The sequence below is a fragment of the Neisseria lisongii genome (assembly GCF_028463985.1).
Taxonomy (GTDB): domain Bacteria; phylum Pseudomonadota; class Gammaproteobacteria; order Burkholderiales; family Neisseriaceae; genus Neisseria; species Neisseria lisongii.
The window spans coordinates 853,640-879,874 of the sequence record NZ_CP116766.1 but is presented as its reverse complement, the minus strand read 5'-3'; the positions used below and the strand labels follow the sequence as shown (position 1 = coordinate 879,874).

12 protein-coding genes and 1 pseudogene are annotated in these 26,235 nt (G+C 50.0%); 8 read left to right on the top strand and 5 right to left on the bottom strand.

Annotated elements, in window-relative coordinates; genetic code table 11:
* Nucleotides 1-68: 68 nt before the first annotated feature.
* Together recB and PJU73_RS03905 are read right to left on the bottom strand one after the other, a co-directional pair.
* Complete coding sequence (gene recB, locus PJU73_RS03910) at nt 69-3,692, bottom strand: exodeoxyribonuclease V subunit beta (protein ID WP_237091979.1); 3,624 nt, start codon at nt 3,690-3,692, stop codon at nt 69-71.
* A gap of 142 nt (nt 3,693-3,834) precedes the next feature.
* A complete protein-coding gene (locus PJU73_RS03905) occupies nt 3,835-4,737 on the bottom strand; it encodes a Dyp-type peroxidase (RefSeq protein ID WP_237091978.1) in 903 nt (300 codons plus the stop codon).
* A 620-nt stretch (nt 4,738-5,357) separates the two neighbouring features.
* Here PJU73_RS03905 and PJU73_RS09590 point away from each other — a divergent pair.
* A pseudogene (locus PJU73_RS09590) lies at nt 5,358-5,465 on the top strand (ESPR domain-containing protein); the annotation flags it as partial.
* An 83-nt stretch (nt 5,466-5,548) separates the two neighbouring features.
* Here PJU73_RS09590 and PJU73_RS03900 read toward each other — a convergent pair.
* Nucleotides 5,549-5,833, bottom strand: coding sequence for a hypothetical protein (locus PJU73_RS03900; RefSeq protein WP_272607615.1), 285 nt, complete (start codon nt 5,831-5,833; stop codon nt 5,549-5,551).
* A gap of 13 nt (nt 5,834-5,846) precedes the next feature.
* On the opposite strand from PJU73_RS03900, the gene PJU73_RS03895 reads away from it, so the two are divergent.
* Nucleotides 5,847-14,843, top strand: a complete 8,997-nt coding sequence (locus PJU73_RS03895) for a YadA-like family protein (protein ID WP_272607614.1) — start codon at nt 5,847-5,849, stop codon at nt 14,841-14,843.
* Nucleotides 14,844-15,245: 402 nt separating this feature from the next.
* On the opposite strand, the gene PJU73_RS03890 is transcribed toward PJU73_RS03895, so the two are convergent.
* On the bottom strand, nt 15,246-15,515 hold the full coding sequence (locus PJU73_RS03890) for a pirin-like C-terminal cupin domain-containing protein (protein WP_237090877.1): 270 nt from the start codon (nt 15,513-15,515) through the stop codon (nt 15,246-15,248).
* A 93-nt stretch (nt 15,516-15,608) separates the two neighbouring features.
* Here PJU73_RS03890 and PJU73_RS03885 point away from each other — a divergent pair, with 93 nt between their 5' ends.
* A complete protein-coding gene (locus PJU73_RS03885; protein WP_272607662.1) occupies nt 15,609-16,514 on the top strand; it encodes an IS30 family transposase in 906 nt (301 codons plus the stop codon).
* Here the strand turns inward: PJU73_RS03885 and PJU73_RS03880 are convergent.
* The gene (locus tag PJU73_RS03880; RefSeq protein ID WP_272607612.1) at nt 16,482-16,769 is read right to left on the bottom strand and encodes a hypothetical protein; all 288 of its coding nucleotides are present in this window, start codon (nt 16,767-16,769) and stop codon (nt 16,482-16,484) included. The genes PJU73_RS03885 and PJU73_RS03880 overlap by 33 nt on opposite strands.
* 30 nt (nt 16,770-16,799) lie before the next feature.
* On the opposite strand from PJU73_RS03880, the gene eno reads away from it, so the two are divergent.
* From eno to PJU73_RS03855, 5 genes are all read left to right on the top strand, one after another.
* Nucleotides 16,800-18,086 carry a phosphopyruvate hydratase gene (gene eno, locus PJU73_RS03875; protein WP_237091440.1) on the top strand — a complete coding sequence of 429 codons (1,287 nt, stop codon included), beginning with the start codon at nt 16,800-16,802 and terminating at the stop codon, nt 18,084-18,086.
* A gap of 14 nt (nt 18,087-18,100) precedes the next feature.
* Nucleotides 18,101-18,373 (top strand): cell division protein FtsB, encoded by a 273-nt coding sequence (gene ftsB, locus PJU73_RS03870; RefSeq protein ID WP_237091441.1) that lies wholly within the window; start codon nt 18,101-18,103, stop codon nt 18,371-18,373.
* Between the two features lie 249 nt (nt 18,374-18,622).
* A complete protein-coding gene (gene uvrC / locus PJU73_RS03865; RefSeq protein ID WP_237091442.1) occupies nt 18,623-20,461 on the top strand; it encodes an excinuclease ABC subunit UvrC in 1,839 nt (612 codons plus the stop codon).
* Nucleotides 20,462-21,088: 627 nt separating this feature from the next.
* Nucleotides 21,089-23,272, top strand: coding sequence for a transferrin-binding protein-like solute binding protein (locus PJU73_RS03860; RefSeq protein WP_237091443.1), 2,184 nt, complete (start codon nt 21,089-21,091; stop codon nt 23,270-23,272).
* Between the two features lie 88 nt (nt 23,273-23,360).
* The gene (locus PJU73_RS03855; protein WP_237091444.1) at nt 23,361-26,213 is read left to right on the top strand and encodes a lactoferrin/transferrin family TonB-dependent receptor; all 2,853 of its coding nucleotides are present in this window, start codon (nt 23,361-23,363) and stop codon (nt 26,211-26,213) included.
* The last annotated feature ends 22 nt before the right edge of the window (nt 26,214-26,235 follow it).

Sequence of the window (26,235 nt, the reverse complement as noted above, 5' to 3'; positions counted from 1 at the left end):
ATCATGGTTTTCAGACGGCCTTTGCTTTATTCTTATTTCACGATTGTGAATTCACTTTATGCCCTGCATCACAGCCACTCCCGCAGGCTTTCGGCTGGGATATTCCACGACCAGATGCCTTTGCCGGGGCTGCCGATGCCGCGCAGGAAGATGTAGCGGATATTGACTTCGTGCAGCGGCTGTCGGCGTTGTTTGAAATAGCGGGCGACAGCGATGGCGTAGATAAAGGCCTGTAAATAATAATGGTGTTCGGCCATGGCGGCGTTCATGGCGGTTTGGGTGTAGGCTTCGCTGCTGTTGCCCAGTTTGTTGGATTTGTAGTCGCTGATGCACACGTTGCCTTCGGGGTCTTGGTGTACCATGTCGATAAAGCCGTTGAGATAGCCTTGCAAGTCTTTGAAATTCAGACGTTCGGCGGCTTGGCGGCATTCGGGCGGCAAGTCGGAAGCGGCAAACCAGTTTTGCAGCGCTTTGAGGGAAAATTGCTGCATATACATGGTGAAACCCATTTCGGGCAGGCGGAATTTGGGGGCGATGTCGTTTAAGGCAAAACCTGCGGTGAGCGGCGTTTGGCGGCAGGCATCGATTAAGTCGGCCATCACCGGCAGCCATGCTTCGTCAAAACGGTAGCGGTGCAGAATTTCTTGCAGTTTGCCGCTTTGTTCAATTGCAGGGCGGTTGAAGTCGGCATGTTCGAGCATTTCATGCAGACAGAGGCCGGCTTGTGCGCCGTGCGGGAAATAGTGGATGTCGGTGTATCCGTCGGTATCGGCGGCAGGCGGCAGGTCGGTTTCGTCCAAATCGGGCAAAGCGGTTTCTTCCGGTTCGGCGGCTGCGCCGCTGTGTCGGGCCAAGCCGGTAAAGCTGGTATGGCGGATAAAGGAGAAATAGCGTTGCGGCGGCTGCCATGCCCGATATTTGGGTGAGCCGTTTGAGGCCGTCTGAAAACTGCTTTGCGGCGGGGCTTCATCGCTAAATGCAAAATCGGTGTTATCGGCTGATTGCTTGTCTAAAAAACGCTGCCAGTTGCGCCGCAGCATGGCGGTTAAACCGGCTTCTTTGTTGGCAGACAATTCGTCCCGATAGGCTTTGCATACATCGCTGCGCAGGCTGTCGGGGCCGCCTTCGAGCAGATAGGCGAAAGTATTGCCGGCTGTGGTGGCATGGCCGCCTTTGCTGCTGCCGAAAGCGGCGGCATAGATTGTGAGCCGCTCTTCGGAACGGGTCAGGGCGACATACAGCAGGCGCAGGCGTTCTGCGGTTTCTTCGTCGCCAAGCTGGGTCAGATCGTTTTCCGATAATTGGGTTTTGGCAAGCAGTTCGCTGCCTTCTTGGCGGTGGATAATCTGCCATTCGCCGGCTGTGTTGTCGGCCGCATCCCACACGAAAGGGCAATATACCAATGGATACTGCAATCCTTTGGAAGCGTGCATGGTAACGATTTTAACCAGTTCTTCATCGCTTTCCAAACGCAGGATATTGTTGTCTCCGACTTGCCCTTCGGCGGCTTGGGTAATTTGGTCCAACAGCCATTGGTGCAGGGCGGCGGGGCGGCTGTTGTGTTCGCCTTCTTCGGCCAAACGCTCCAAAAGCTGGTGGTAATTGGTCAGGCTGCGTTCGTTGCGTTTTTTCAGCAGCGAGGTTTCCAAGCCGCAAAAACCGGCAAAGCCCTGCATGGCAGCATAAATGCCCTGTTCCTGCCATTGCACCAATGCAGCTTCGGCAGCGGCAATCCATTGCAGAATCAGGGTTTCATTGTGGTTGAGCCGGTATAGCTGTTCGGCGGTGTAACCGAACAGCGGCCCGCCCAATACAAAACTCAAGGCTTCGGTTTTTCTTGAATCGAGAAAAAATTCCAGCAGCGAGGCAAGGCTTTTGGCCTCATCGGCGGCAAATACCGACTGCCGCCCGTTCAATACGCTGCGCACGCCCCGTTTTTTCAGCGCTTCGGCAACCATGCTGCCTTCGGAATGGGTGCGCACCAAAACCGCAATATCGCCCGAGCAGACAGCCCGTTCTTTAAATTTCAGACGGCCTTGCGCCGCTTCATTCAGGGCATAGGCGATTTCATTGGCGCAATAATCGGCGGCACGCTGACGCAGCGCATCTTTGGGCAGAACTTCATCGTTTTTGCCGTTGAGCCAGCGGATTTGAATGGCGGGCTGCGGCGGCGACAGGCGGCTTTCGGCACGGGCGGCTTTAACATCGGAATAACCGATATTAGGCAGCACAAACGGGCGTTTTTTTTGTTGGAACAGCGCATTGATGCCGCCAATCAGTTTGCTGTGGCTGCGGTAGTTGGTATCCAGCGTGTAGTGATGCGCCGCATCGAGCGCAGCCTGCAGGTAGGCGTAAATATCGGCACCCCGAAAACTGTAAATCGCCTGTTTCGGGTCGCCCACCAAAAACAGCGGGTTGCGGTAGCCGATAAAGATTTTGCTGAACACGGCGTATTGCAGCGGATCAGTATCCTGAAATTCGTCAATCAGCGCCACTTGCCAGTTTTGGGCGATGGTGTGCGCCAGTTGCCCGCTGTGCGGATTGTGTCCGTCCAAAGCATGATAAACATCCAGCAGCAAATCATCGAAGCTGCGGCTGCGGCCGGATTTTTTCTGTTCCGCCAAAGCCGTTTTGAGCGACTCGAGCAAATCGAGTTTGAGGGCAGTTAAAGCGTTTTGCTCGGCTTCGGCAACTGCCGACAAATCCCGTTGCAGATTGGCAAGGCTTTGCAGCTTGGCAAAGGCGGCAAGGTCGGGGCTTTGGCCTTTTTTGACTTTTTCCTCCAAACGGTCGGCAGCGAATTTGGGCAAATATTCGTGCAGATAAGCATCATCGGGCAGGCGGCCGGCTGCGGAAGCCTCCCCGAGCAGGGCGAATACCTTTTCAAACGTATTCTTGCGGTAGGCATTGCCGTTGAGCGAAGCGTGAACGCGCCAAAACGTCTGTTCTAAATCCGCCAGCGATTGCCGGATATTTTGCCAGTTGCATTCAGCAGCGGCACGGGTTTCACTCAACCGGTTTTCGGGTCGGTTGGGCGTAAGATAAGGGCGGGCGGCATAGCTTTGGATTTCGGCCAACACGCTTTCCGGCGTGCAGCGGTGTTTGAATACCAATCCGGCAAGTTCCCGATTACCGCTGACGGTTTGCCGCCAAAAATCCTGCGCCGCCTGCAGCTTGATCTGCTGATCGTTTTCCGATAATGCCACATCAAACGGCGATTGGCACAAAAAAGCATAATCCCGCAAAACCCGCTGGCAGAAACCGTGTATCGTGTAAATGGCGGCATTGTCAAACCGGCTGATGGCGGCTTTCAGGCGCACAATCAGGCGGTTGCGGCTTTCCTGTTCCAAAGCCTTGAGCAGCAGGGCGGGCAGAAACTCATCGTTTTCATGGTGTTGGCAACAATATTCGCTGATGCCGTCTGAAAACGGCTCATCATCGGGCGCATGTTCCAAAACCTGCAAGGCCTCGTCCAACCTCGCCCGCAGGCGGGTTTTCAGTTCGGCAGTGGCGGCTTTGGTAAACGTTACCACCAAAATCCGATCAACGGCGAGCTGCTCCAGCAGAATCAGGCGGGTAAACAGAGCGGCAATGCCGTAGGTTTTGCCGGTACCGGCAGAGGCCTCAATCAGATTGCTGCTTTCAATCGGAATCGCGAGCGGGTCGAAGGTGCGGGCGGAGGAAGAAGTCATGGCAGTCGGTCCGGAAAACGGAAAACATCATCATATAGCGGAAACGGCGTATTTTCCACATCAAAGGCCGTCTGAAAACCACTTTTCCCGCTTGGCAGAAACAGCATTTTCAGACGGCCTCTGACGGATACGGGCAGAAACTTCAAAGCCTGCCCAAACGCTCCAGCGGCGGCGCATAATAATACGCACCGGAAACAGCGGTTGCCAGATGTTTCAACACCAAATCGGTTTGCCCGTCCCGCCCGCCGAACATACTCAAAAGCTGCGCCTCGATATTATAGAGCGTGTGGCAGTAGGCCAAAAACATCAGCCCGTGTTCACCGCTGATTTTACCGAAAGGCAGACTGCGGCGGACGATTTTCAGCCCCGCACCGTTTTCTTTCAAATCCACCCGTCCCAAATGCGAATCGGGCAGGCGCGCGCTTTTATCCAGTTCCTCATCGCCATCCTTGGTACGGCCGATACACGCCTCCTGTTTGGCAACGCCTTGAGCGTCCCATTTTTTCAGATCATGCAGATATTTTTGCAGCAAAACATAACTCCCGCCCGCATCCGGCCTGCCGGCAGGAATCAGCGCCGTTTGCGCAACCTTTTCATCTTGCGGATTTTCCGTACCGTCCACAAAACCGTCCAACCCCCGTTCCTGATACAGACGGTAGCCGTGCTCTTCCGTAACGACAGTAACACTCTCACCAAACAGCGCCAGCATCTCCTGCGCCAGCGCAAACGCCGCATCAAACTGCAAAGCCTGAACATGAATCAGCAAATCATGCTGCGTTGCCGGAGCCAAACCGCCGCCCAAAGCACGAAACGGCTTCAACTCGCCGCCTTCCTTGTGATGGCCGAACGCCTTCCATGCCCCGTCGCCAAACCCAATCGTTGCCCCCAAAGCGCAACCCTCAAAACGCTGCTGCAGGTGTTCGGTCAGCGCAATACTTTGGCGGCAGGCGGCTTTAACCGTTTCAAGCTGTCCGACACGGATATCCGCCTCGATAAACACAGCGGCTTTGCAGTGGTCCGGAATAATGGCACTTTGAGGATTCATGGTTCGGCTTCCGTAAAAAATAACAAAGCCCGCATTATAAACCATTTGGTTTTATATCGGTATGCTTCAATAGCCCGTCCCGTTTTTGGCTGCACGGAAATACGTTTCCCCCATTTTCAGACGGCCTGTTGCGGATCTTGAACAGTATTTTTAATAAATAATTATAATAACAAAATATTGATTATATTTGAAAATTTTATTTTTAAACGCTTGGTTGTTGATGAGAATAATTCAAAAAACAGAGCCAACCTATAGTGAATTCACTTAAATAATCTATATGATTTTCAAATATGCCTGTTATTCTGACGGAATTCTGAATCTATCTTTCAGATTCAGAAATTGTAAAGAAAAAAACAGTTACCTACTCCACCGATATGGATTCTAACTTCCGCTGGAATGACGGATAAAGATTACTTGGTGTGTTATTTGTCGTTGAGAAAATTTATCGAACCATCTTTAACTTGCTGATTTGCTTTTTTTTTGAGTGAATGCACTATATCGGTTTATATTTTTGATTTGATAAGAATTTATTTCAACAATTTTCGGTAAATATCAGTTAAAATACGTCAAACTTTTTTCATATTGATAATTAAATCGAGCTAATAAGGGTTTCTTTTAAAATGAATAAAATCTTCCGCGTCGTATTCAATCATGCTACAAAAACTTGGGTTGCTGTTTCTGAATTAGCAAAAGGACGAGTTAAATCAAGCGTTTCATCAAATCAAAAAGCAACCGATGTTGCTGATAGTCGTTTTTCATTAACCGAAATATCGGTTTCACTAGCGTTGGGCTTAGGCTTGGCGGGGCAAAGTTATGCGGCGATTTCAAGTACCAATGACAATAGTAATTTTGATATTTCTAGCATACCTGTAACTGCTCGAGGAATATCAACAGTAGCGGGTCGTCCTGTTACTGTTACTGGTGCTGCGACCACAGCAGGGATAATAAAGTATTCAACAGTAGATGGTCTTGCTATTGGCGCTAAATCAGAAGCAAGCGGTGATGCCAATACCATTGCCATTGGTGGTGGTAAGAATCTTAATAAAGCAAATGGCAATGGAGCTATTGCGATTGGCACTGCCAATGCAACAGGCATAACTGCAGTTGCAATGGGCTATAATGCCAGAACAAACGGCGAGCGTGCGACTGCGGTAGGTGGTGGTGCAAATGCAGCAGCAATAAAAGCATCTGCTTTCGGTGCAGATGCAGTTGCAGGTAGTGCTAACGCATCTGCAATCGGTTCTGGCGCAAACGCAACAGGTACAGGTGCATCCGCTTTTGGTCTTAGCAGCGTAAGTAATGGCGTCAATGCCACAGCCATCGGTGCTGGGGCGAATGCTACGGGTGCAGGTGCAGCAGTATTGGGTAATGGCAGCTTGGGCAATGGTGCAAATACCACAGCTATCGGTTCAAGCGCAAATGCAACAGGCGCAGGCGCAGCTGCAGTAGGTCTTAGCAGCGTGAGTAACGGCGTTAATGCTACCGCAATCGGTGCAGGTGCAAATGCAACAGGTGCAGGTGCAGCAGTATTGGGTAATGGCAGCTTGGGCAATGGTGCAAATACCACAGCTATCGGTTCAAGCGCAAATGCAACAGGCGCAGGCGCAGCTGCAGTAGGTCTTAGCAGCGTAAGTAACGGCGTTAATGCTACCGCCATCGGTGCGGGTGCAAATGCAACAGGCAATAACGCTATTGCTTTGGGTGGTGCTTCTGCAAAATGGGCAAGCACTACGGCGATCGGTAACGGTGCTGTGTCTGATGCTGTGAACGGTATTGCTATCGGTACTGGTGCAACAGTGCAAAACGATACAAAATCTGGCGACAAAACGCCAACCAATCTGATTGCCATCGGTGCCAACGCCAAAGCCCTGAACGATGCGGCGATTGCCATTGGTGGTAATGCCCAAGCGGCAAAGGCGAGCACTGTCGCCATCGGTGGCAATGCTAAAGCACAGGAGTGGAATACCACTGCCGTAGGTTATGGTGCAACAGCAAATGGCGGCATTTCTTCTGCATTCGGTACGGGGGCAAGTGCTGGTGCAGGTGCGACTTCTTTGGGCTATTTATCCAATGCAATCGACTATTCCGTTGCTGTGGGCGGTCGAGCTTCAGCAACTGGCAATCGATCCATTGCTATCGGTAGTGCAGATGGTGATGCTGTTGCTGGTCGTGCCAGTGCAACGGCTGAACGAGCCGTTGCCATCGGTAACAACGCATCAGCAACACACAAATTTTCTGTTGCTCTTGGTGCAAACTCGGTAACCGATGCGGTAAATATAGGTGATAATGCAAAACAGCTTGCTACCAAAAATGACCAGGGCACTGACGGCACGCCTGTTGCTTTTGCTGGTGTTCCAGCTACAGATAACGGCGTAGTTTCTGTGGGGGCTGCAGGCAAAGAACGCCAAATTCAAAATGTAGCAGCAGGCAAGATCAGCGCTGATTCTACCGATGCGGTAAACGGCAGCCAGCTTTATCATGTTGCCAATAATGTTGGCTTTAATATCGCACAAAATGGTGCTAACAAATCCCGCATCAACAACAACGGCAAAGTTAATTTCACCAACGGCGCTTACACCACAGCAGTGGTTTCAGACGGCAATAACGCTTCTGACGTGAAATTTGATGTAAAAACCCAAGGCATCACCGTTACAAACGGAAAGGCCTCTGCAACAGGCGGTAGTGCTGCTAATGTTGCAGGCTTAACCACCGCAACAACGGTTGCCACTGCAATTAACGATGCAATTACTGCAGTAAATGAATCGGTAGCAGAAGTTAGAACTGCTGCAAACAATGCTCAAACAACAGCAGATGCTGCACAAACATCTGCAAATCAAGCTAATACTGCAGCAGCTGGGGCTCAAAGAACAGCAAATGCTGCACAAACATCTGCAACTCAGGCAAATAATGCAGCAGCAGCAGCTCAAACAACAGCAACTACTGCACTCAACAAGGTTAACAATACAACCTTTAAATTTAAAGTAGCCAATAATGAAACTGAAAAAGCTAATACGACTGGCGATGCAAAAACTTGGTCTTTAGGTAGCGAAGACACCATCACCTTTGGTGCAACAGAAGATCTGAAAGTAACAACCGATGCAAGCGGTAAAGTGATTTATGGGGTTTCAGACAACTTCAAAACCCGCTTAGATGAAACCAAAACCGCAGCAAATCAAGCCATAGCAGCTGCAAAAGAAGCCGCAGGTTCAGCAGCGAACGCAAAAGTTTCTGAAACTAATGCTAAAGCATCAGAGACAGCAGCGGCAAACTCAGCAACAGCAGCTGCAAACTCAGCAACAGCAGCCGCTGCTTCAGCAACAGATGCCGCAGGTTCTGCAACCAAAGCTGGCGAAGAAGCCAATAAAGCTGAAACTCAGGCGAATAAAGCTGAAACCGAAGCAAACAAAGCCGCTGCTTCAGCAACAGATGCCGCAGGTTCTGCAACCAAAGCTGGCGAAGAAGCCAATAAAGCTGAAACTCAGGCGAATAAAGCTGAAACCGAAGCAAACAAAGCCGCTGCTTCAGCAACAGATGCCGCAGGTTCTGCAACCAAAGCTGGCGAAGAAGCCAATAAAGCTGAAACTCAGGCGAATAAAGCTGAAACCGAAGCAAACAAAGCCGCTGCTTCAGCAACAGATGCCGCAGGTTCTGCAACCAAAGCTGGCGAAGAAGCCAATAAAGCTGAAACTCAGGCGAATAAAGCTGAAACCGAAGCAAACAAAGCCGCTGCTTCAGCAACAGATGCCGCAGGTTCTGCAACCAAAGCTGGCGAAGAAGCCAATAAAGCTGAAACTCAGGCGAATAAAGCTGAAACCGAAGCAAACAAAGCCGCTGCTTCAGCAACAGATGCCGCAGGTTCTGCAACCAAAGCTGGCGAAGAAGCCAATAAAGCTGAAACTCAGGCGAATAAAGCTGAAACCGAAGCAAACAAAGCCGCTGCTTCAGCAACAGATGCCGCAGGTTCTGCAACCAAAGCTGGCGAAGAAGCCAATAAAGCTGAAACTCAGGCGAATAAAGCTGAAACCGAAGCAAACAAAGCCGCTGCTTCAGCAACAGATGCCGCAGGTTCTGCAACCAAAGCTGGCGAAGAAGCCAATAAAGCTGAAACTCAGGCGAATAAAGCTGAAACCGAAGCAAACAAAGCCGCTGCTTCAGCAACAGATGCCGCAGGTTCTGCAACCAAAGCTGGCGAAGAAGCCAATAAAGCTGAAACTCAGGCGAATAAAGCTGAAACCGAAGCAAACAAAGCCGCTGCTTCAGCAACAGATGCCGCAGGTTCTGCAACCAAAGCTGGCGAAGAAGCCAATAAAGCTGAAACTCAGGCGAATAAAGCTGAAACCGAAGCAAACAAAGCCGCTGCTTCAGCAACAGATGCCGCAGGTTCTGCAACCAAAGCTGGCGAAGAAGCCAATAAAGCTGAAACTCAGGCGAATAAAGCTGAAACCGAAGCAAACAAAGCCGCTGCTTCAGCAACAGATGCCGCAGGTTCTGCAACCAAAGCTGGCGAAGAAGCCAATAAAGCTGAAACTCAGGCGAATAAAGCTGAAACCGAAGCAAACAAAGCCGCTGCTTCAGCAACAGATGCCGCAGGTTCTGCAACCAAAGCTGGCGAAGAAGCCAATAAAGCTGAAACTCAGGCGAATAAAGCTGAAACCGAAGCAAACAAAGCCGCTGCTTCAGCAACAGATGCCGCAGGTTCTGCAACCAAAGCTGGCGAAGAAGCCAATAAAGCTGAAACTCAGGCGAATAAAGCTGAAACCGAAGCAAACAAAGCCGCTGCTTCAGCAACAGATGCCGCAGGTTCTGCAACCAAAGCTGGCGAAGAAGCCAATAAAGCTGAAACTCAGGCGAATAAAGCTGAAACCGAAGCAAACAAAGCCGCTGCTTCAGCAACAGATGCCGCAGGTTCTGCAACCAAAGCTGGCGAAGAAGCCAATAAAGCTGAAACTCAGGCGAATAAAGCTGAAACCGAAGCAAACAAAGCCGCTGCTTCAGCAACAGATGCCGCAGGTTCTGCAACCAAAGCTGGCGAAGAAGCCAATAAAGCTGAAACTCAGGCGAATAAAGCTGAAACCGAAGCAAACAAAGCCGCTGCTTCAGCAACAGATGCCGCAGGTTCTGCAACCAAAGCTGGCGAAGAAGCCAATAAAGCTGAAACTCAGGCGAATAAAGCTGAAACCGAAGCAAACAAAGCCGCTGCTTCAGCAACAGATGCCGCAGGTTCTGCAACCAAAGCTGGCGAAGAAGCCAATAAAGCTGAAACTCAGGCGAATAAAGCTGAAACCGAAGCAAACAAAGCCGCTGCTTCAGCAACAGATGCCGCAGGTTCTGCAACCAAAGCTGGCGAAGAAGCCAATAAAGCTGAAACTCAGGCGAATAAAGCTGAAACCGAAGCAAACAAAGCCGCTGCTTCAGCAACAGATGCCGCAGGTTCTGCAACCAAAGCTGGCGAAGAAGCCAATAAAGCTGAAACTCAGGCGAATAAAGCTGAAACCGAAGCAAACAAAGCCGCTGCTTCAGCAACAGATGCCGCAGGTTCTGCAACCAAAGCTGGCGAAGAAGCCAATAAAGCTGAAACTCAGGCGAATAAAGCTGAAACCGAAGCAAACAAAGCCGCTGCTTCAGCAACAGATGCCGCAGGTTCTGCAACCAAAGCTGGCGAAGAAGCCAATAAAGCTGAAACTCAGGCGAATAAAGCTGAAACCGAAGCAAACAAAGCCGCTGCTTCAGCAACAGATGCCGCAGGTTCTGCAACCAAAGCTGGCGAAGAAGCCAATAAAGCTGAAACTCAGGCGAATAAAGCTGAAACCGAAGCAAACAAAGCCGCTGCTTCAGCAACAGATGCCGCAGGTTCTGCAACCAAAGCTGGCGAAGAAGCCAATAAAGCTGAAACTCAGGCGAATAAAGCTGAAACCGAAGCAAACAAAGCCGCTGCTTCAGCAACAGATGCCGCAGGTTCTGCAACCAAAGCTGGCGAAGAAGCCAATAAAGCTGAAACTCAGGCGAATAAAGCTGAAACCGAAGCAAACAAAGCCGCTGCTTCAGCAACAGATGCCGCAGGTTCTGCAACCAAAGCTGGCGAAGAAGCCAATAAAGCTGAAACTCAGGCGAATAAAGCTGAAACCGAAGCAAACAAAGCCGCTGCTTCAGCAACAGATGCCGCAGGTTCTGCAACCAAAGCTGGCGAAGAAGCCAATAAAGCTGAAACTCAGGCGAATAAAGCTGAAACCGAAGCAAACAAAGCCGCTGCTTCAGCAACAGATGCCGCAGGTTCTGCAACCAAAGCTGGCGAAGAAGCCAATAAAGCTGAAACTCAGGCGAATAAAGCTGAAACCGAAGCAGGCAAAGCCGCTGCTTCAGCAGCAAATGCTAAAGACTCTGAGACTAAAGCTAAAGAATCTGAAACCAACGCCAAAGCATCTGAAACAGCAGCGGCAGGTTCTGCAACCAAAGCTGAAACCGAAGCAGGCAAAGCTAAAGAAGAAGCTGATAAAGCCGCTGCTTCAGCAGCAAATGCTAAAACTTCTGAAGATGCCGCAGCCGCTTCAGCAACCAAAGCTGGCGAAGAAGCCAATAAAGCTGAAACTCAGGCGAATAAAGCTGAAACCGAAGCAAACAAAGCCGCTGCTTCAGCAACAGATGCCGCAGGTTCAGCAACCAAAGCTGAAACCGAAGCAGGCAAAGCTAAAGAAGAAGCAGGTAAAGCCGCTGCTTCAGCAGCAAATGCTAAAACTTCTGAAGATGCCGCAGCCGCTTCAGCAACCAAAGCTGGCGAAGAGGCCAATAAAGCTGAAACTCAGGCGAATAAAGCTGAAACCGAAGCAGGTAAAGCCGCTGCTTCAGCAGCAAATGCTAAAGACTCTGAGACTAAAGCTAAAGAATCTGAAACCAACGCCAAAGCATCTGAAACAGCAGCGGCAGGTTCTGCAACCAAAGCTGAAACCGAAGCAGGCAAAGCTAAAGAAGAAGCTGATAAAGCCGCTGCTTCAGCAGCAAATGCTAAAACTTCTGAAGATGCCGCAGCCGCTTCAGCAACCAAAGCTGGCGAAGAAGCCAATAAAGCTGAAACTCAGGCGAATAAAGCTGAAACCGAAGCAAACAAAGCCGCTGCTTCAGCAACAGATGCCGCAGGTTCAGCAACCAAAGCTGAAACCGAAGCAGGCAAAGCTAAAGAAGAAGCAGGTAAAGCCGCTGCTTCAGCAGCAAATGCTAAAACTTCTGAAGATGCCGCAGCCGCTTCAGCAACCAAAGCTGGCGAAGAGGCCAATAAAGCTGAAACTCAGGCGAATAAAGCTGAAACCGAAGCAGGTAAAGCCGCTGCTTCAGCAGCAAATGCTAAAGACTCTGAGACTAAAGCTAAAGAATCTGAAACCAACGCCAAAGCATCTGAAACAGCAGCGGCAGGTTCTGCAACCAAAGCTGAAACCGAAGCAGGCAAAGCTAAAGAAGAAGCTGATAAAGCCGCTGCTTCAGCAGCAAATGCTAAAACTTCTGAAGATGCCGCAGCCGCTTCAGCAACCAAAGCTGGCGAAGAAGCCAATAAAGCTGAAACTCAGGCGAATAAAGCTGAAACCGAAGCAAACAAAGCCGCTGCTTCAGCAACAGATGCCGCAGGTTCTGCAACCAAAGCTGGCGAAGAAGCCAATAAAGCTGAAACTCAGGCGAATAAAGCTGAAACCGAAGCAAACAAAGCCGCTGCTTCAGCAACAGATGCCGCAGGTTCTGCAACCAAAGCTGGCGAAGAAGCCAATAAAGCTGAAACTCAGGCGAATAAAGCTGAAACCGAAGCAAACAAAGCCGCTGCTTCAGCAACAGATGCCGCAGGTTCTGCAACCAAAGCTGGCGAAGAAGCCAATAAAGCTGAAACTCAGGCGAATAAAGCTGAAACCGAAGCAAACAAAGCCGCTGCTTCAGCAACAGATGCCGCAGGTTCTGCAACCAAAGCTGGCGAAGAAGCCAATAAAGCTGAAACTCAGGCGAATAAAGCTGAAACCGAAGCAAACAAAGCCGCTGCTTCAGCAACAGATGCCGCAGGTTCTGCAACCAAAGCTGGCGAAGAAGCCAATAAAGCTGAAACTCAGGCGAATAAAGCTGAAACCGAAGCAAACAAAGCCGCTGCTTCAGCAACAGATGCCGCAGGTTCTGCAACCAAAGCTGGCGAAGAAGCCAATAAAGCTGAAACTCAGGCGAATAAAGCTGAAACCGAAGCAAACAAAGCCGCTGCTTCAGCAACAGATGCCGCAGGTTCTGCAACCAAAGCTGGCGAAGAAGCCAATAAAGCTGAAACTCAGGCGAATAAAGCTGAAACCGAAGCAAACAAAGCCGCTGCTTCAGCAACAGATGCCGCAGGTTCTGCAACCAAAGCTGGCGAAGAAGCCAATAAAGCTGAAACTCAGGCGAATAAAGCTGAAACCGAAGCAAACAAAGCCGCTGCTTCAGCAACAGATGCCGCAGGTTCTGCAACCAAAGCTGGCGAAGAAGCCAATAAAGCTGAAACTCAGGCGAATAAAGCTGAAACCGAAGCAAACAAAGCCGCTGCTTCAGCAACAGATGCCGCAGGTTCTGCAACCAAAGCTGGCGAAGAAGCCAATAAAGCTGAAACTCAGGCGAATAAAGCTGAAACCGAAGCAGGCAAAGCCGCTGCTTCAGCAGCAAATGCTAAAGACTCTGAGACTAAAGCTAAAGAATCTGAAACCAACGCCAAAGCATCTGAAACAGCAGCGGCAGGTTCTGCAACCAAAGCTGAAACCGAAGCAGGCAAAGCTAAAGAAGAAGCTGATAAAGCCGCTGCTTCAGCAGCAAATGCTAAAACTTCTGAAGATGCCGCAGCCGCTTCAGCAACCAAAGCTGGCGAAGAAGCCAATAAAGCTGAAACTCAGGCGAATAAAGCTGAAACCGAAGCAAACAAAGCCGCTGCTTCAGCAGCAAATGCTAAAACTTCTGAAGATGCCGCAGCCGCTTCAGCAACCAAAGCTGGCGAAGAGGCCAATAAAGCTGAAACTCAGGCGAATAAAGCTGAAACCGAAGCAGGCAAAGCCGCTGCTTCAGCAGCAAATGCTAAAGACTCTGAGACTAAAGCTAAAGAATCTGAAACCAACGCCAAAGCATCTGAAACAGCAGCGGCAGGTTCTGCAACCAAAGCTGAAACCGAAGCAGGCAAAGCTAAAGAAGAAGCTGATAAAGCCGCTGCTTCAGCAGCAAATGCTAAAACTTCTGAAGATGCCGCAGCCGCTTCAGCAACCAAAGCTGGCGAAGAAGCCAATAAAGCTGAAACTCAGGCGAATAAAGCTGAAACCGAAGCAAACAAAGCCGCTGCTTCAGCAGCAAATGCTAAAGACTCAGAAACCAACGCCAAAGCATCTGAAACAGCAGCTGCAGGTTCTGCAGCGAACGCAAAAGTTTCTGAAATTAAAGCTAAGGCCGAAGTGGACAGAGCTAAGATTGAAGTAGAGAAACTGACTGCACGCGTTGAGAATGCTGTAAAAGATTTATCAAAAGATTTCAACTCGACAGATAAAAATGGTAAAGATTCGAGCGGCACAATAGATCTTAACTTGGGTAGGGAATCGACCCGTATGGGTAAAGATGCAAAAGCAACTGGTGATAAAGCTGTAGCTTCAGGTGTGAATGCTGAAGCTTCGGGTAATAATGCTTCTGCTTATGGTTACGGTGCTAAAGCAATGGCTGCTAATTCAGTTGCTTTGGGTCAAGGCTCTGTTGCAAATGAAGTGAATACAGTTTCTGTTGGTTCTGTGGGTAATGAGCGTCGCATCACTAATGTAGCTGAGGCTGTACAACCAACCGACGCAGTGAATAAGGCGCAGTTGGATCGTGGTCTGATTCAAACTCATGACCGAATCACCAATGTTGATAACAGACTGAGAGGCGGTGTCGCTTCCGCTGTTGCAACCGGCTTGCTGCCGCAGGCGATGAATCCGAATGAAAGTCTGGTTGCCATATCCGCCGGTACATACCGTGGCGCTTCCGCTGTTGCTTTGGGTTATTCCAAAGTGTCGGACAACGGCAAGATGATCATCAAATTTTCCGGTAGCGCTAATAATTATGGCGATTACACCGGTGGCGCATCAATCGGTTGGAAGTTCTAAAGCCGGATTTGCAGTTTTCAGACGGCATTGGGAGATATCCAAGGCCGTCTGGAAATGTTTCTTGTAAAGGATGATTTTATCAGATTGAAAAATCAAACTGACAAGCGCTCTAAAATCTCAAATTTCCTGCAAAAATGCCGTCTGAAAACCCAATTTCAGACGGCATTATTATTTCACGACGCTACCCTATTTTTGCACTAAGCTCAGGTGCTATAGTGAATCCACTTAATAAACCGTACGATTTTCAAACATACTCGTCATTCCGACGAAAGTCGGAATCCATCTATCAGATTCAGAAACCGTAAAGAAAAACAGTTACCTAAGCCGCCGAAATGGATTCCGACTTTCGTCGGAATGACGGGCATGTTGGGTTTGATATGTACTGGAAATTTGGCTAATTCACTATATAAGGCGGGTGAGTGTGGTGCCGCTGATGTCGATGTTACCAAAACGGGGATGTCCGCTGTTCCAGTCGGCGACGGCTTTTTCTAGGGCGGTTTGATGATCGGCGACGAAGTTCCACCAAATCAAGGTCGGATGTGGCAAGGGTTCGCCGCCCAGCAGCATAATATGGCTGCCGGCTTGGGTGTGGATACGCAGTCGGCTGGCGGTTTGGATTGGTTCAAATTTTGCCAATTCATCTTGGGTGAAGGTTTGTCCGTCAATTTGCACTTCGCAGCGGATTCGCCTATCAAGCGCAACATTGCAAAACAGAAAAGGTCAGTATGCGGCAGCATACTGCCTTTCCTGACAAGAAAGATTGCAATGAGCTACACACAACTGACCCAAGACGAACGATACCACATTCAGCATCATTACCGCCGGCAAACCATCACACAAATCGCACAAACGCCGGACCGCCAATGCAAACAGAAAAAGCGTTCCCCCTACAAAATGACCGGACAACTCATCGGCCACATCAACACCCTTGTCTGTCAAAAACTCAGCCCACAGCAAATATGCGGATACCTCGAAAAACACCACCAGACTAAGCTCTACCACAGCACTGTTTACCGCTACCTGCACCAAAACAGGAACAATGGCAGGACATTGTGGCAACACCTCAGAATATGCAGCAAACCCTACCGTAAAAAATACGGCGGCAAAACATGGGTCAAAGGCAAAGTTCCTGACCGTGTCGGTATCGAACACCGTCCCGAAACCGTCAACAAAAGGATGCGCATCGGCGATTGGGAAGCTGACACCATCATCGGCAAAGACCAAAAAAGTGCATTGCTGACCTTAGTCGAACGTGTTACCTGTTACACCATTATCTGTAAGTTGAAGAACTTCAAAGCCGAAGATACTGCCAACGCTGTCATCAGGGTATTGAAGGCGCATAAAGACAGGGTACACACGATTACGATGGATAACGGTAAGGAGTTTTACCGGCACAAGAAAATCGCTGATGGATTGAAAGCGGAAACCTATTTCTGCCGTCCGTACCGCTCTTGGGAAAAGGGAACGAATGAAAATACCAATGGATTGATACGCCAATACTTCCCGAAACAGACGGATTTCAGGAAAATCAGTGGGAAGGAAATACGGCAGGTTCAGGATGAACTGAACCATCGACCAAGAAAAACACTTGGCTATGAAACGCCAAGTGTTTTATTCTTGAATATCTTCCAACCTTTGTTAACTGATGTTGCACTTGAAAATAGAAAGTAAGGCCGTCTGAAAATCCGTTTTTGGATTGGGACGGAGGCCTTCGGGCGGTATTGGCCGCCTGAATTTTGCCGGATATGCACGCTGCAGCAGCTTATTGCTGTCAGCCGCTGCCTGTCCGGCAAAATTTTTTGGCTTTTGCGTGAAAAACCCTGTTTTCAGACGGCATGAAACGGTATAATTGCCCACATCGTATTTATATGCTGCTGTTTGGAAAACAAACCGTTCCGGCGGCAACGCCCTGTTGCGGGGCATCATTTTTTCTTATTCTTACATTGGAGTTTCCCCATGAGCGCAATCGTTGATATTTTTGCCCGTGAAATTTTAGATTCCCGAGGCAACCCTACCGTTGAGTGTGATGTTCTGCTGGAATCCGGCGTGATGGGTCGTGCCGCCGTACCGAGCGGCGCTTCTACCGGTCAGAAAGAAGCCTTGGAATTGCGCGACGGCGACAAATCCCGCTATCTGGGCAAAGGCGTATTGCAGGCGGTGGAACACGTTAATAACGAAATTGCCCGTGCGCTGATCGGCATTGATGCCCATGAGCAGTCTTACATCGACCAAATCATGATTGAATTGGACGGTACCGACAACAAAGGCCGTTTGGGTGCGAACGCCACGCTGGCGGTATCGATGGCGGTTGCCCGTGCCGCGGCGGAAGATGCCGGTTTGCCGCTGTACCGCTACTTGGGTGGTGCCGGCCCGATGGCCTTGCCGGTGCCGATGATGAACGTGATCAACGGCGGCGAACATGCCAACAACAGTCTGAATATTCAAGAATTTATGATTATGCCGGTGGGTGCGAAATCATTCCGTGAAGCCTTGCGCTGCGGTGCGGAAGTATTCCATGCTTTAAAAAAACTGTGCGACAGCAAAGGCTTCCCGACCACAGTCGGCGACGAGGGCGGTTTTGCGCCCAACCTGAACACCCATGAAGAAGCGTTGCAACTGATTCAGGAAGCCGTCAGCGCCGCCGGTTATGTGTCGGGCGAAGACGTGCTGTTTGCTTTGGACTGCGCTTCCAGCGAGTTCTACAAAGACGGCAAATACCATCTGGAAGCCGAAGGCAAATCCTACACCAGCGAAGAATTTGCCGATTATCTGGCTGACTTGGTGGCGAAATATCCGATTGTTTCCATTGAAGACGGTATGGACGAAACCGACTGGGCAGGCTGGAAACTGCTGACTGAAAAACTGGGCGACAAAGTGCAACTGGTCGGCGACGATTTGTTTGTAACCAATCCGAAAATCCTTGCCGAAGGCATCGAAAAAGGCGTAGCCAATGCACTGTTGGTGAAAGTAAACCAAATCGGCACCTTGAGCGAAACCCTGAAAGCCGTAGATTTGGCCAAACGCCACCGCTATACCAGCGTGATGAGCCACCGTTCCGGTGAAACCGAAGACAGCACCATCGCCGATTTGGCCGTCGCCACCAACTGTATGCAGATTAAAACCGGCTCATTGAGCCGTTCCGACCGCATGGCGAAATACAACCAACTGCTGCGCATCGAGGAAGAATTGGCCGAAGCCGCCTACTATCCGGGCAAAGCCGCATTCTACCAACTGGCTAAATAAAGAAAGATTGCCGCATGAAATGGGTAACCGTTATTTTGTCCGTTGCGCTGGTCTGCTTCCAATACAGCCTGTGGTTCGGCAAAGGCAGCTGGAGCGATCGGGAAAATACGAAAGAACAACTTGCTTTGCAGGAAGGTGAAAACCAAACGCTCATTTTGCGCAATCAGTTTTTGGCAGCCGAAGTCGATGATCTGACGCACGGGCAGGAAGCGATTGCCGAAATCGCCCGTGTCGAGTTGGGCTATGTTCGGGAGGGCGAAACGTTTTACCGTCTGATTGACCGGTAACGCTGAAGCCTTTGCCTTAATCCCGCAGGCCGTCTGAAAATCCGATTTTCAGACGGCCTTTTGCTGTTTTGTCGGAATGGAATATCGTTAAAACACCAAATTTTCTGTGCCACCGGCGGGACGAGCTTAGGGGGTGGGCGCTGAATTGTATTTTTTTCGGTTACTTCACTATATTTGGCAGAAAACGGCGGTGTTTTGCTAAAATACGGCAAACCGTTTCTCTATCCAATTTCCCAATCAAGGCCGACCGTGAGCGATACTTCTTTCGATTTGACCGTTTTTTTAAAAAACCTACCCAATTTGCCGGGCGTGTACCGCATGTTTGACGGACAAAACAATGTGCTGTATGTCGGCAAGGCGGTGAACCTGAAAAAGCGGGTGGGCAGCTATTTTCAGAAAAACGATTTGTCGCCCCGAATCCGCCTGATGGTCAAGCAGATTCACCATATCGAAACCACCGTTACCCGTTCCGAAGCCGAGGCCTTGATTTTGGAAAACAATTTCATCAAAGCCTTGGCGCCGAAATACAATATCCTGTTTCGGGACGATAAAAGCTACCCCTATTTGATGCTCAGCGGCCATGAATTTCCGCAGATGGCCTATTATCGGGGAACGCTGAAAAAGCCCAACCAATATTTCGGCCCGTATCCCAACGGCAATGCCGTGCGCGACAGCATTCATATCCTGCAGAAAGTATTCAAACTGCGCACCTGCGAAGACAGCGTATTCGAACATCGGGAGCGGGCGTGCCTCTTATATCAGATTAAACGCTGTTCCGGCCCGTGTGTCGGCCATATTTCGCAGGAAGACTACCGCAGCGATGTGGCCCGTGCCGCCACCTTTCTCAGCGGCAAAACCGATGAGCTGATTCAGCTTCTGCACCGGAAAATGGAAGAGGCCGCCGCAGATTTGGCATTTGAACAGGCGGCGCATTATCGGGATCAGATTCAGGCATTGGGCGTGATGCAGAGCCAGCAGTTTATCGACAGCAAAAATCCCAATAATCCGCACGACATCGACTTACTGGCACTGGCTGTTTCAGACGGCCTCGTGTGTATTCATTGGGTCAGCATCCGGGGCGGCCGCCATGTCGGCGATAAAAGTTTCTTCCCCGACGTGCGCAACGACCCCGAACCCGTCGGGCAGGATTACGCCGAGGCTTTTGTCGCCCAACATTATCTGGGTCGCAGCAAGCCCGACATCATCATCAGCAATTTTGCCGTTCCGCAAAGCCTGCAGGAAGCTCTAATCAGCGAGCAGGGCAGGCAGATACAGTTTGTTACCAAAACCATAGGCGAGCGCAAAGTATGGCTGAAAATGGCAGAACAAAACGCCGTGTTGGCATTGCAGCAGAAAAAACTGCAACAAAGCAGCCAGCAACACCGTTTGGACGAACTCGCCAAAATCCTCAATCGGGAGGCCGACAGCCTCAACCGCTTGGAATGTTTCGACATCAGCCACACACAGGGCGAAGCCACCGTCGCCTCCTGCGTCGTGTATGACGAACAAAATATCCAGCCGGGCCAATACCGCCGCTACAACATCACCACCGCCAAAGCCGGCGACGACTACGCCGCCATGCGCGAAGTATTGACCCGCCGCTACGGCAAAATGCAGGAAGCCGCCGCCAACGGCGAAAGCGTCAAATGGCCCGATGTCGTCTTGATCGACGGCGGCAAAGGACAGATCGGCGTTGCCGTCAGCGTATGGGAAGAACTCGGTTTACACATTCCGCTGGTCGGCATCGCCAAAGGGCCGGAACGCAAAGCCGGCATGGAAGAGCTGATTTTACCGTTCAGCGGCGAAACCTTCCGCCTACCGCCCAACAGCCCCGCCTTGCATTTGCTACAAACCATACGCGACGAGTCCCACCGTTTCGCCATCACCGGCCACCGTAAAAAACGGGACAAAGCAAGGCTCACCTCTTCGCTCAACGACATTCCCGGCATTGGCAGCAAACGCCGCCAAGCCCTGCTGACCCGCTTCGGCGGATTACGGGGCGTGAGCGCCGCCAGCAAAGAAGACTTGGCACAAGTCGAAGGCATCAGCACCGCCTTGGCAGAAAAAATTTACGACCATCTACATTAGGCAGATACACATTGCAGTAGGTCGTCAAATGGGAAAAGTACATTTTCAGACGGCCTAAATGAAGCATTCAACGAACCCGTGCTGCTTCGGCACATATGCTATAGTGAATCAACCAAATTTCCAGCACATTCTCAACCCAACATGCCCGTCATTCCGACGAAAGTCGGAATCTATTTCAGCGGCTTAGGCAACTGTTTTTTCTTGACAGTTTCTGAATCTGACAGATGGATTCCGACTTTCGTCGGAATGACGGGGGTATCGGAAAATTGTATGGATTTTTAAGTGAATTCACTATATGCCAATTCAGCAGTAAAATAAATTCACGATAGGCAACCAAGGCCGTCTGAAAACCTGATTTTCAGACGGCTTTGGTGTTTGTTTATTTTCCTAAACACAATCCAACTTGAATTTACATTTTAAATACATTACAATCGCCTAGATTTAAGAATAAATATCATTATTCATCTTATTCTCAAAATATATGTCGATACCTTGATCTGGCGGAAAAATCCGTGCGGGCAAGGTTTGTTATTTTTTTCAGCAAAACGATTTATCGACGCAATGCTTGTTTTCTACAGAGCAGTATGGAAACGAAGCATTGCGGCAAGTAAAACAGGAGAGACTTTTATGAAAACACCCACCACGCCATTGGTTTGGGGTTTGAGTTTGGCACTGACCGCCTGCGCAGGCGGCAGTTTTGATACTTTGAACGTATCCGAGCCGGTGCCGATCAAGCCCGATGTTCACAAACCGAAACCCGAACAGTCCGAGCCGTCTGAAAATCCGCCGGAGGGTGGGCAGCCGCAGCCTGAAGCTCAGGATAAACTGCAACAGCCTGCGTTTGGCTACGGTTTAAACGGCTTGCGCCGCAATCAGGCGAAAAACGGCGAGGCGGGCAATGAGCATTTCTCGCCGGACAATGTGGAAGCCCTTCCGTTGGCAGAGGATTTGAGCGACGACAATCATCTGGTTAAATTTGCCGAATGGGAAAATGCCAAAGACAAAGATGAGGTGGAATACGACAACCACCGTAGAGAGGGATACCAATATATCCGCTTTGGCTATCTGACCGATCTTTACGCTAGACCGGAAAAAGATTCGGACGGTTTGGTCAATCGCCAAGGCGGTAAGGTTTTTGCCTATTATTTAGGCACTCAGCCCAGCCGTTCATTGCCCAATTCGCCGTCGCTGCATTATTCCGGCTCATGGGATTTTTTGAGCAACGTGGTTTTTCAGCGTGCTTATACAAAGGATGATGTGATCAAAGAAAAAGCCGAGAAAGAAGCAATTGAAAAAAACAAGCAAGAAGCAGTTAAACGCAACAAAGGCTATTATGGGCCTGATGAGCCACCTCACTTCGGCTTGGCGTTTGACAAGAAAAACGACGGCAACGTCGCCAGCGCCTATACCAATGCCCGCAGCGCAACTTTTAAAAAGCAAACTTCTGATTTTACGGTTGATTTCAATAATAAAAAATTAACCGGCAAACTCTCGTATCAAAACGATTATCGGGATCAGGCAGACGAAACCGACCGCAAGCCGGATGATGTTTATGCAATTGAGGCAGACATCAAAGGCAACCGTTTCACCGGTCGGGCAGATTCCACCGCCGGTACGACCAAGGGCGTGAACAAAAAAGTATCGGAAGACAATCAAAACCTGTTCGGCGACAGCGCCAGCCGACTTGAGGGCGGTTTTTACGGGCCGAATGCCGAAGAGCTGGCCGGTAAGTTTTTAAGCGATCACAACTCGGTATTCGTGGTGTTCGGTGCCAAGCGGGACGGCGAAGCGGCGGAAAGCAGCACGGTGTTGTTTGATGCCAAGCAGATTGCTTTTCCGGAGCGGGATGATGAACTTTCCGATGATGCAGATAATTCCGATGATGTTGCCGATAATGAAGACGCTGAAGATACTGAAGAAAATAGCGAGGGTGTTGAAGACAGTGTTACTGAAGACAATGCCGCTGAAGACGGTGTTGCTGAAGAAAATGACGACGAAGCCCCGCCTGTTGAGCATACTTTGAGTAAGGATTTGAACAATTTGGGCAATATCCTGCAACTCAATATCGAAGGCAAAACATTCGATTTGAGCGGCGGCAGTTTGAGTGAATTGTTAAAACAGAGCTATCCGCAGGCGGAAGTGGTGCGCAATAAAGATAGCAGTCTCGATATTGTTTTAAGCCGCAATGCGAAAGGCGAGGCAGGCAGCAAGATTCATGTCTGCTGCGGCAATTGGGAAGCGCTGCGTTTGGGTTCGTACCGCTTTGTATCAAACTCCGAAGATGAAAGCATCAGCAAAGGCTATTTTATCCAAGGCTTGCGTACCCCGTTGGCGGATATTCCGACCGGCGGCAATCTGCACTATGAGGGTACTTGGGGCGGCTTTGCGGTGATGACGGGAAAACGGGCTAATGGTAAATATTTCTACCTGCCTTATGAATTTACGCCGGGCATTGGTAACGAACACGCAGGAACAGCATCGTTTGATGTTGATTTTGCCGCCAAAACTCTGAAAGGCTCACTCATCACCAGTACTGACGAAAATTCGCAAACTTTTGCCACCATCAAAGCCGATATTAAAGGCAACGGTTTCAGCGGCACGGCAGACGGCGTTTATGCGTTTGACTCAAAAAACACGCAGGGTGGCGGCGGTAAGTTGGAAATGCGGGGTGCGAAAGTGCAGGGCGGTTTCTACGGTAACAAAGCAGCGGAACTGGGCGGCACGCTTGAATATCAAAACGGCCATGACGGATCGGAAGGTACGGGTGTGCGTGTCGGTGCGGTATTCGGTGCGAAACAGAGCGGCAAATAAGACCGAGGCCGTCTGAAAACCGATCTTTCCGTAAACCCCGATTTTCAGACGGCCTGACCGTTTTCCAATATTTAAAAAGAGAAGAAATATGACTTATCCTACTCATTTCAAAATGAAACTGCTGGCCTTGCTGTTGCTGGCGCCTGCGGGTGCGGTCTGCGCCGAAGAAGTGGCGACGCACGAGCTGCAAACCGTCAATGTGGTGGCGAAACCGAAAAAACTGACCAAGAAAACCAAAGAAGTTACCGGCTTGGGCAAAATCGTGAAAGACAGCGAACAGTTAAACCGCCAGCAGGTGTTGGGCGTACGCGATTTGGTGCGCTACGATCCGGGCGTGTCCACCGTCGAGCAGGGTCGGGGCGGTACCAGCGGCTTTTCGATTCGGGGTGTGGACAAAAACCGTGTGCTGATTGCAGTGGACGGCATTGCCCAAATCCAGTCGTATGCCGACACCACTTCCGACTCGGGCGGCAGCGGCTCGATTAACGAAGTGGAAATCGAAAACATTTCCGCCGTGGAAATCAGCAAAGGCAGCAACGGCGCAGAAGTCGGCAGCGGCGGCTTGGGCGGTTCGGTAAATTATACGACCAAAGATGTGGGCGATATTATCAGCGGCGACAAACCGTGGGGCTTGAACAGCAAATCGGTGTACAGCAGCCGGGACAAGCGGGCGGCGCAAACCCTTTCCGCCGCTTTCCGCCAAAACGGCTGGGAAGGTTTGGTGCAATATACCCGCCGCCAAGGACACGAGCCTTCGATTCACCGTGATGCGGGCAATTTTACACAGACGGTCAGCAAACAGTCGTTTTATGAAAACAAATATGATTTGAGCCAGCCCAATACGGAATACGGGAATAATTTATTCCGTTTTGAAGATTGCACCAGCAGCGACTGTATCCGCCATACAGTTAAACCGACTGTTGATGTGGTTGATTTGGGAAATCGGGATTTAAATAATTCTCCGCTCTCGCCGGATGAAGAAAAACAACGCCAAGCCATGCTGCATCCGAAAGAAACCCTGTCGGCGAATCAATACACCGGCAGCAACCGTATCCGCCCCAATCCGATGGAATACCAAACCGATTCGTGGCTGACCCGCTTGGGCTACCGTTTTTCGCCGAATCATTATCTCGGCTGGCTCAATGAAAACACTACCCAGCATTACGATAGTCGGGATATGCACTATGCGGCCTATTACCGGCCGAATACCGATTTATACAAACTGGGTAAACCGCTGGCTTCAGTGGACGGTTTCGATAAAAATGCCAACAACAATAAAGGCGTTTGGTACAACACGCCAGCGGAAGGTTTTGCCGGACTGCAATGGGCAAAAGCCCGCTTTTTGGAAGAGAAACACCGTAAAAACCGCAACGGCATTGTGTACCGCTACGAAAACAAAGAAAAAGATTCATGGGCGGATCAGTTTGAGCTGGCGTTTGACCGACAAAATATCCGCTTGGATACCGGCACGGTTTACGCCCAATGTTCCGCCTATCCGAATTACGCTACTTTAGCCGATTGCGAGGCCGGTGCAGACAAACCCGGCTCGTCCCTGAGTAAAGAAAACGTGCGTTATCGGGAAACGCATAATGTCGTACAGGCAAAATGGCAGAAGCAGCTTCGCTTCGATTGGAGTAAGCATAATCTGCAAGTTACCGCCGGTTATGACGATTTTGATTCCTCGTTTAACAAAACCATTTTCAACACTGATGTTTACCAGCGGTTTGAACATACCGGCAAAGAGAAAACCGAAATCAACGGTAAACCTTATTTAGTCGATATTTACCGCAAACTCGATCCCTTGGTGGTGAGCGGCGAATATTGCCAAGACAACAATGTCGATACTTGCCGCCGAGAACCGATTTCCGGCAGCAACCGCTATATTGCCCTGCGCAACAATATGTCGTTCGGCAAATATCTCGATTGGGGTGTCGGCCTACGCTACGACCGCTACGCCTTTAAAACCGCAGATGTCGCCATCCGCAGCAAAACCTACAACAATGTATCGTGGAACACCGGTATTGTCGTCAAACCCAACCGACATTGGTCGCTTTCCTACCGCATCGGCAACGGCTTCCGTGTACCGAGCTTCCAAGATTTATACGGTTTCAGCGTGCCGGGGCAGGAGCGGGGCAGCAAATACAAATACATAGCCGATCTCAAACCCGAAAAATCGCTGAATCAGGAAATCGGTCTGAATCTGAAAGGCGATTTCGGCTATCTGGAAGCCGGCATTTTCAACAGCCGCTACCGTGATTTGATTGCCTACGCAAACAGCAGCAACAAACCCGAAACGGCCAAATTATGCGGTTTCGATCCCCAAGATACCACCTTTATCGGCTGTACCGGCAATTTCAACCTGCAAAATGCCGATTTAAAAGGGATTAACCTGAATGCCCATCTCGATTTGAACGGCATGTGGCAGAAAATGCCCGAAGGTTTGAGCCTGAATGTGGCGTATAACCGGATTAAAGCCAAAAAACTCTTTATTAATCATGAAGAACAGTTCAGCTATGTATCCGATTATCCGCTGGAAACCATTCAGCCCTCACGCTACGTTGTCGGCCTGAACTACGATTCGCCGTCCGACAAATGGGGCGTAACCGTCAACGGGACTTATTCCAAAGCCAAAGACCCTTCGGAATTGCTTAATAAAATCAGCACCCAGCGCACCTCGGGCCGATACGAATCCAGCCGCAGCCTCACCCAAGCCCGCCCCCTCCCGTGGTACACCTTTGACGTTGTCGGCTATTACCGCCCGTGGAAACAGGCCACCCTGCGTTTCGGCGTGTACAATTTGATGAACTACCGCTACCTCACATGGGAAACCCTGCGCCAAACCTCGGTCAATACCGCAGCGCAAGCGCCCGCAGGCTCAAACTACAAACGCTACGCCGCACCGGGCCGGAACTTTATCTTAGGCTTTGAAATGAAGTTTTAAAAGCATCGCCAAACCCAAGCCG

What these genes read in the sequence shown, in the direction of transcription:
- recB (WP_237091979.1), bottom strand. Translation starts at nt 3,692, where the DNA reads ATGACTTCTTCCTCCGCCCGCACCTTCGACCCGCTCGCGATTCCGATT.
- PJU73_RS03905 (WP_237091978.1), bottom strand. Translation starts at nt 4,737, where the DNA reads ATGAATCCTCAAAGTGCCATTATTCCGGACCACTGCAAAGCCGCTGTG.
- PJU73_RS03900 (WP_272607615.1), bottom strand. Translation starts at nt 5,833, where the DNA reads ATGCCTGTTGCATTGGCAGTGCCAATCGCAATAGCTCCATTGCCATTT.
- PJU73_RS03895 (WP_272607614.1), top strand. Translation starts at nt 5,847, where the DNA reads ATGGGCTATAATGCCAGAACAAACGGCGAGCGTGCGACTGCGGTAGGT.
- PJU73_RS03885 (WP_272607662.1), top strand. Translation starts at nt 15,609, where the DNA reads ATGAGCTACACACAACTGACCCAAGACGAACGATACCACATTCAGCAT.
- PJU73_RS03880 (WP_272607612.1), bottom strand. Translation starts at nt 16,769, where the DNA reads ATGATGCCCCGCAACAGGGCGTTGCCGCCGGAACGGTTTGTTTTCCAA.
- eno (WP_237091440.1), top strand. Translation starts at nt 16,800, where the DNA reads ATGAGCGCAATCGTTGATATTTTTGCCCGTGAAATTTTAGATTCCCGA.
- ftsB (WP_237091441.1), top strand. Translation starts at nt 18,101, where the DNA reads ATGAAATGGGTAACCGTTATTTTGTCCGTTGCGCTGGTCTGCTTCCAA.
- PJU73_RS03860 (WP_237091443.1), top strand. Translation starts at nt 21,089, where the DNA reads ATGAAAACACCCACCACGCCATTGGTTTGGGGTTTGAGTTTGGCACTG.
- PJU73_RS03855 (WP_237091444.1), top strand. Translation starts at nt 23,361, where the DNA reads ATGACTTATCCTACTCATTTCAAAATGAAACTGCTGGCCTTGCTGTTG.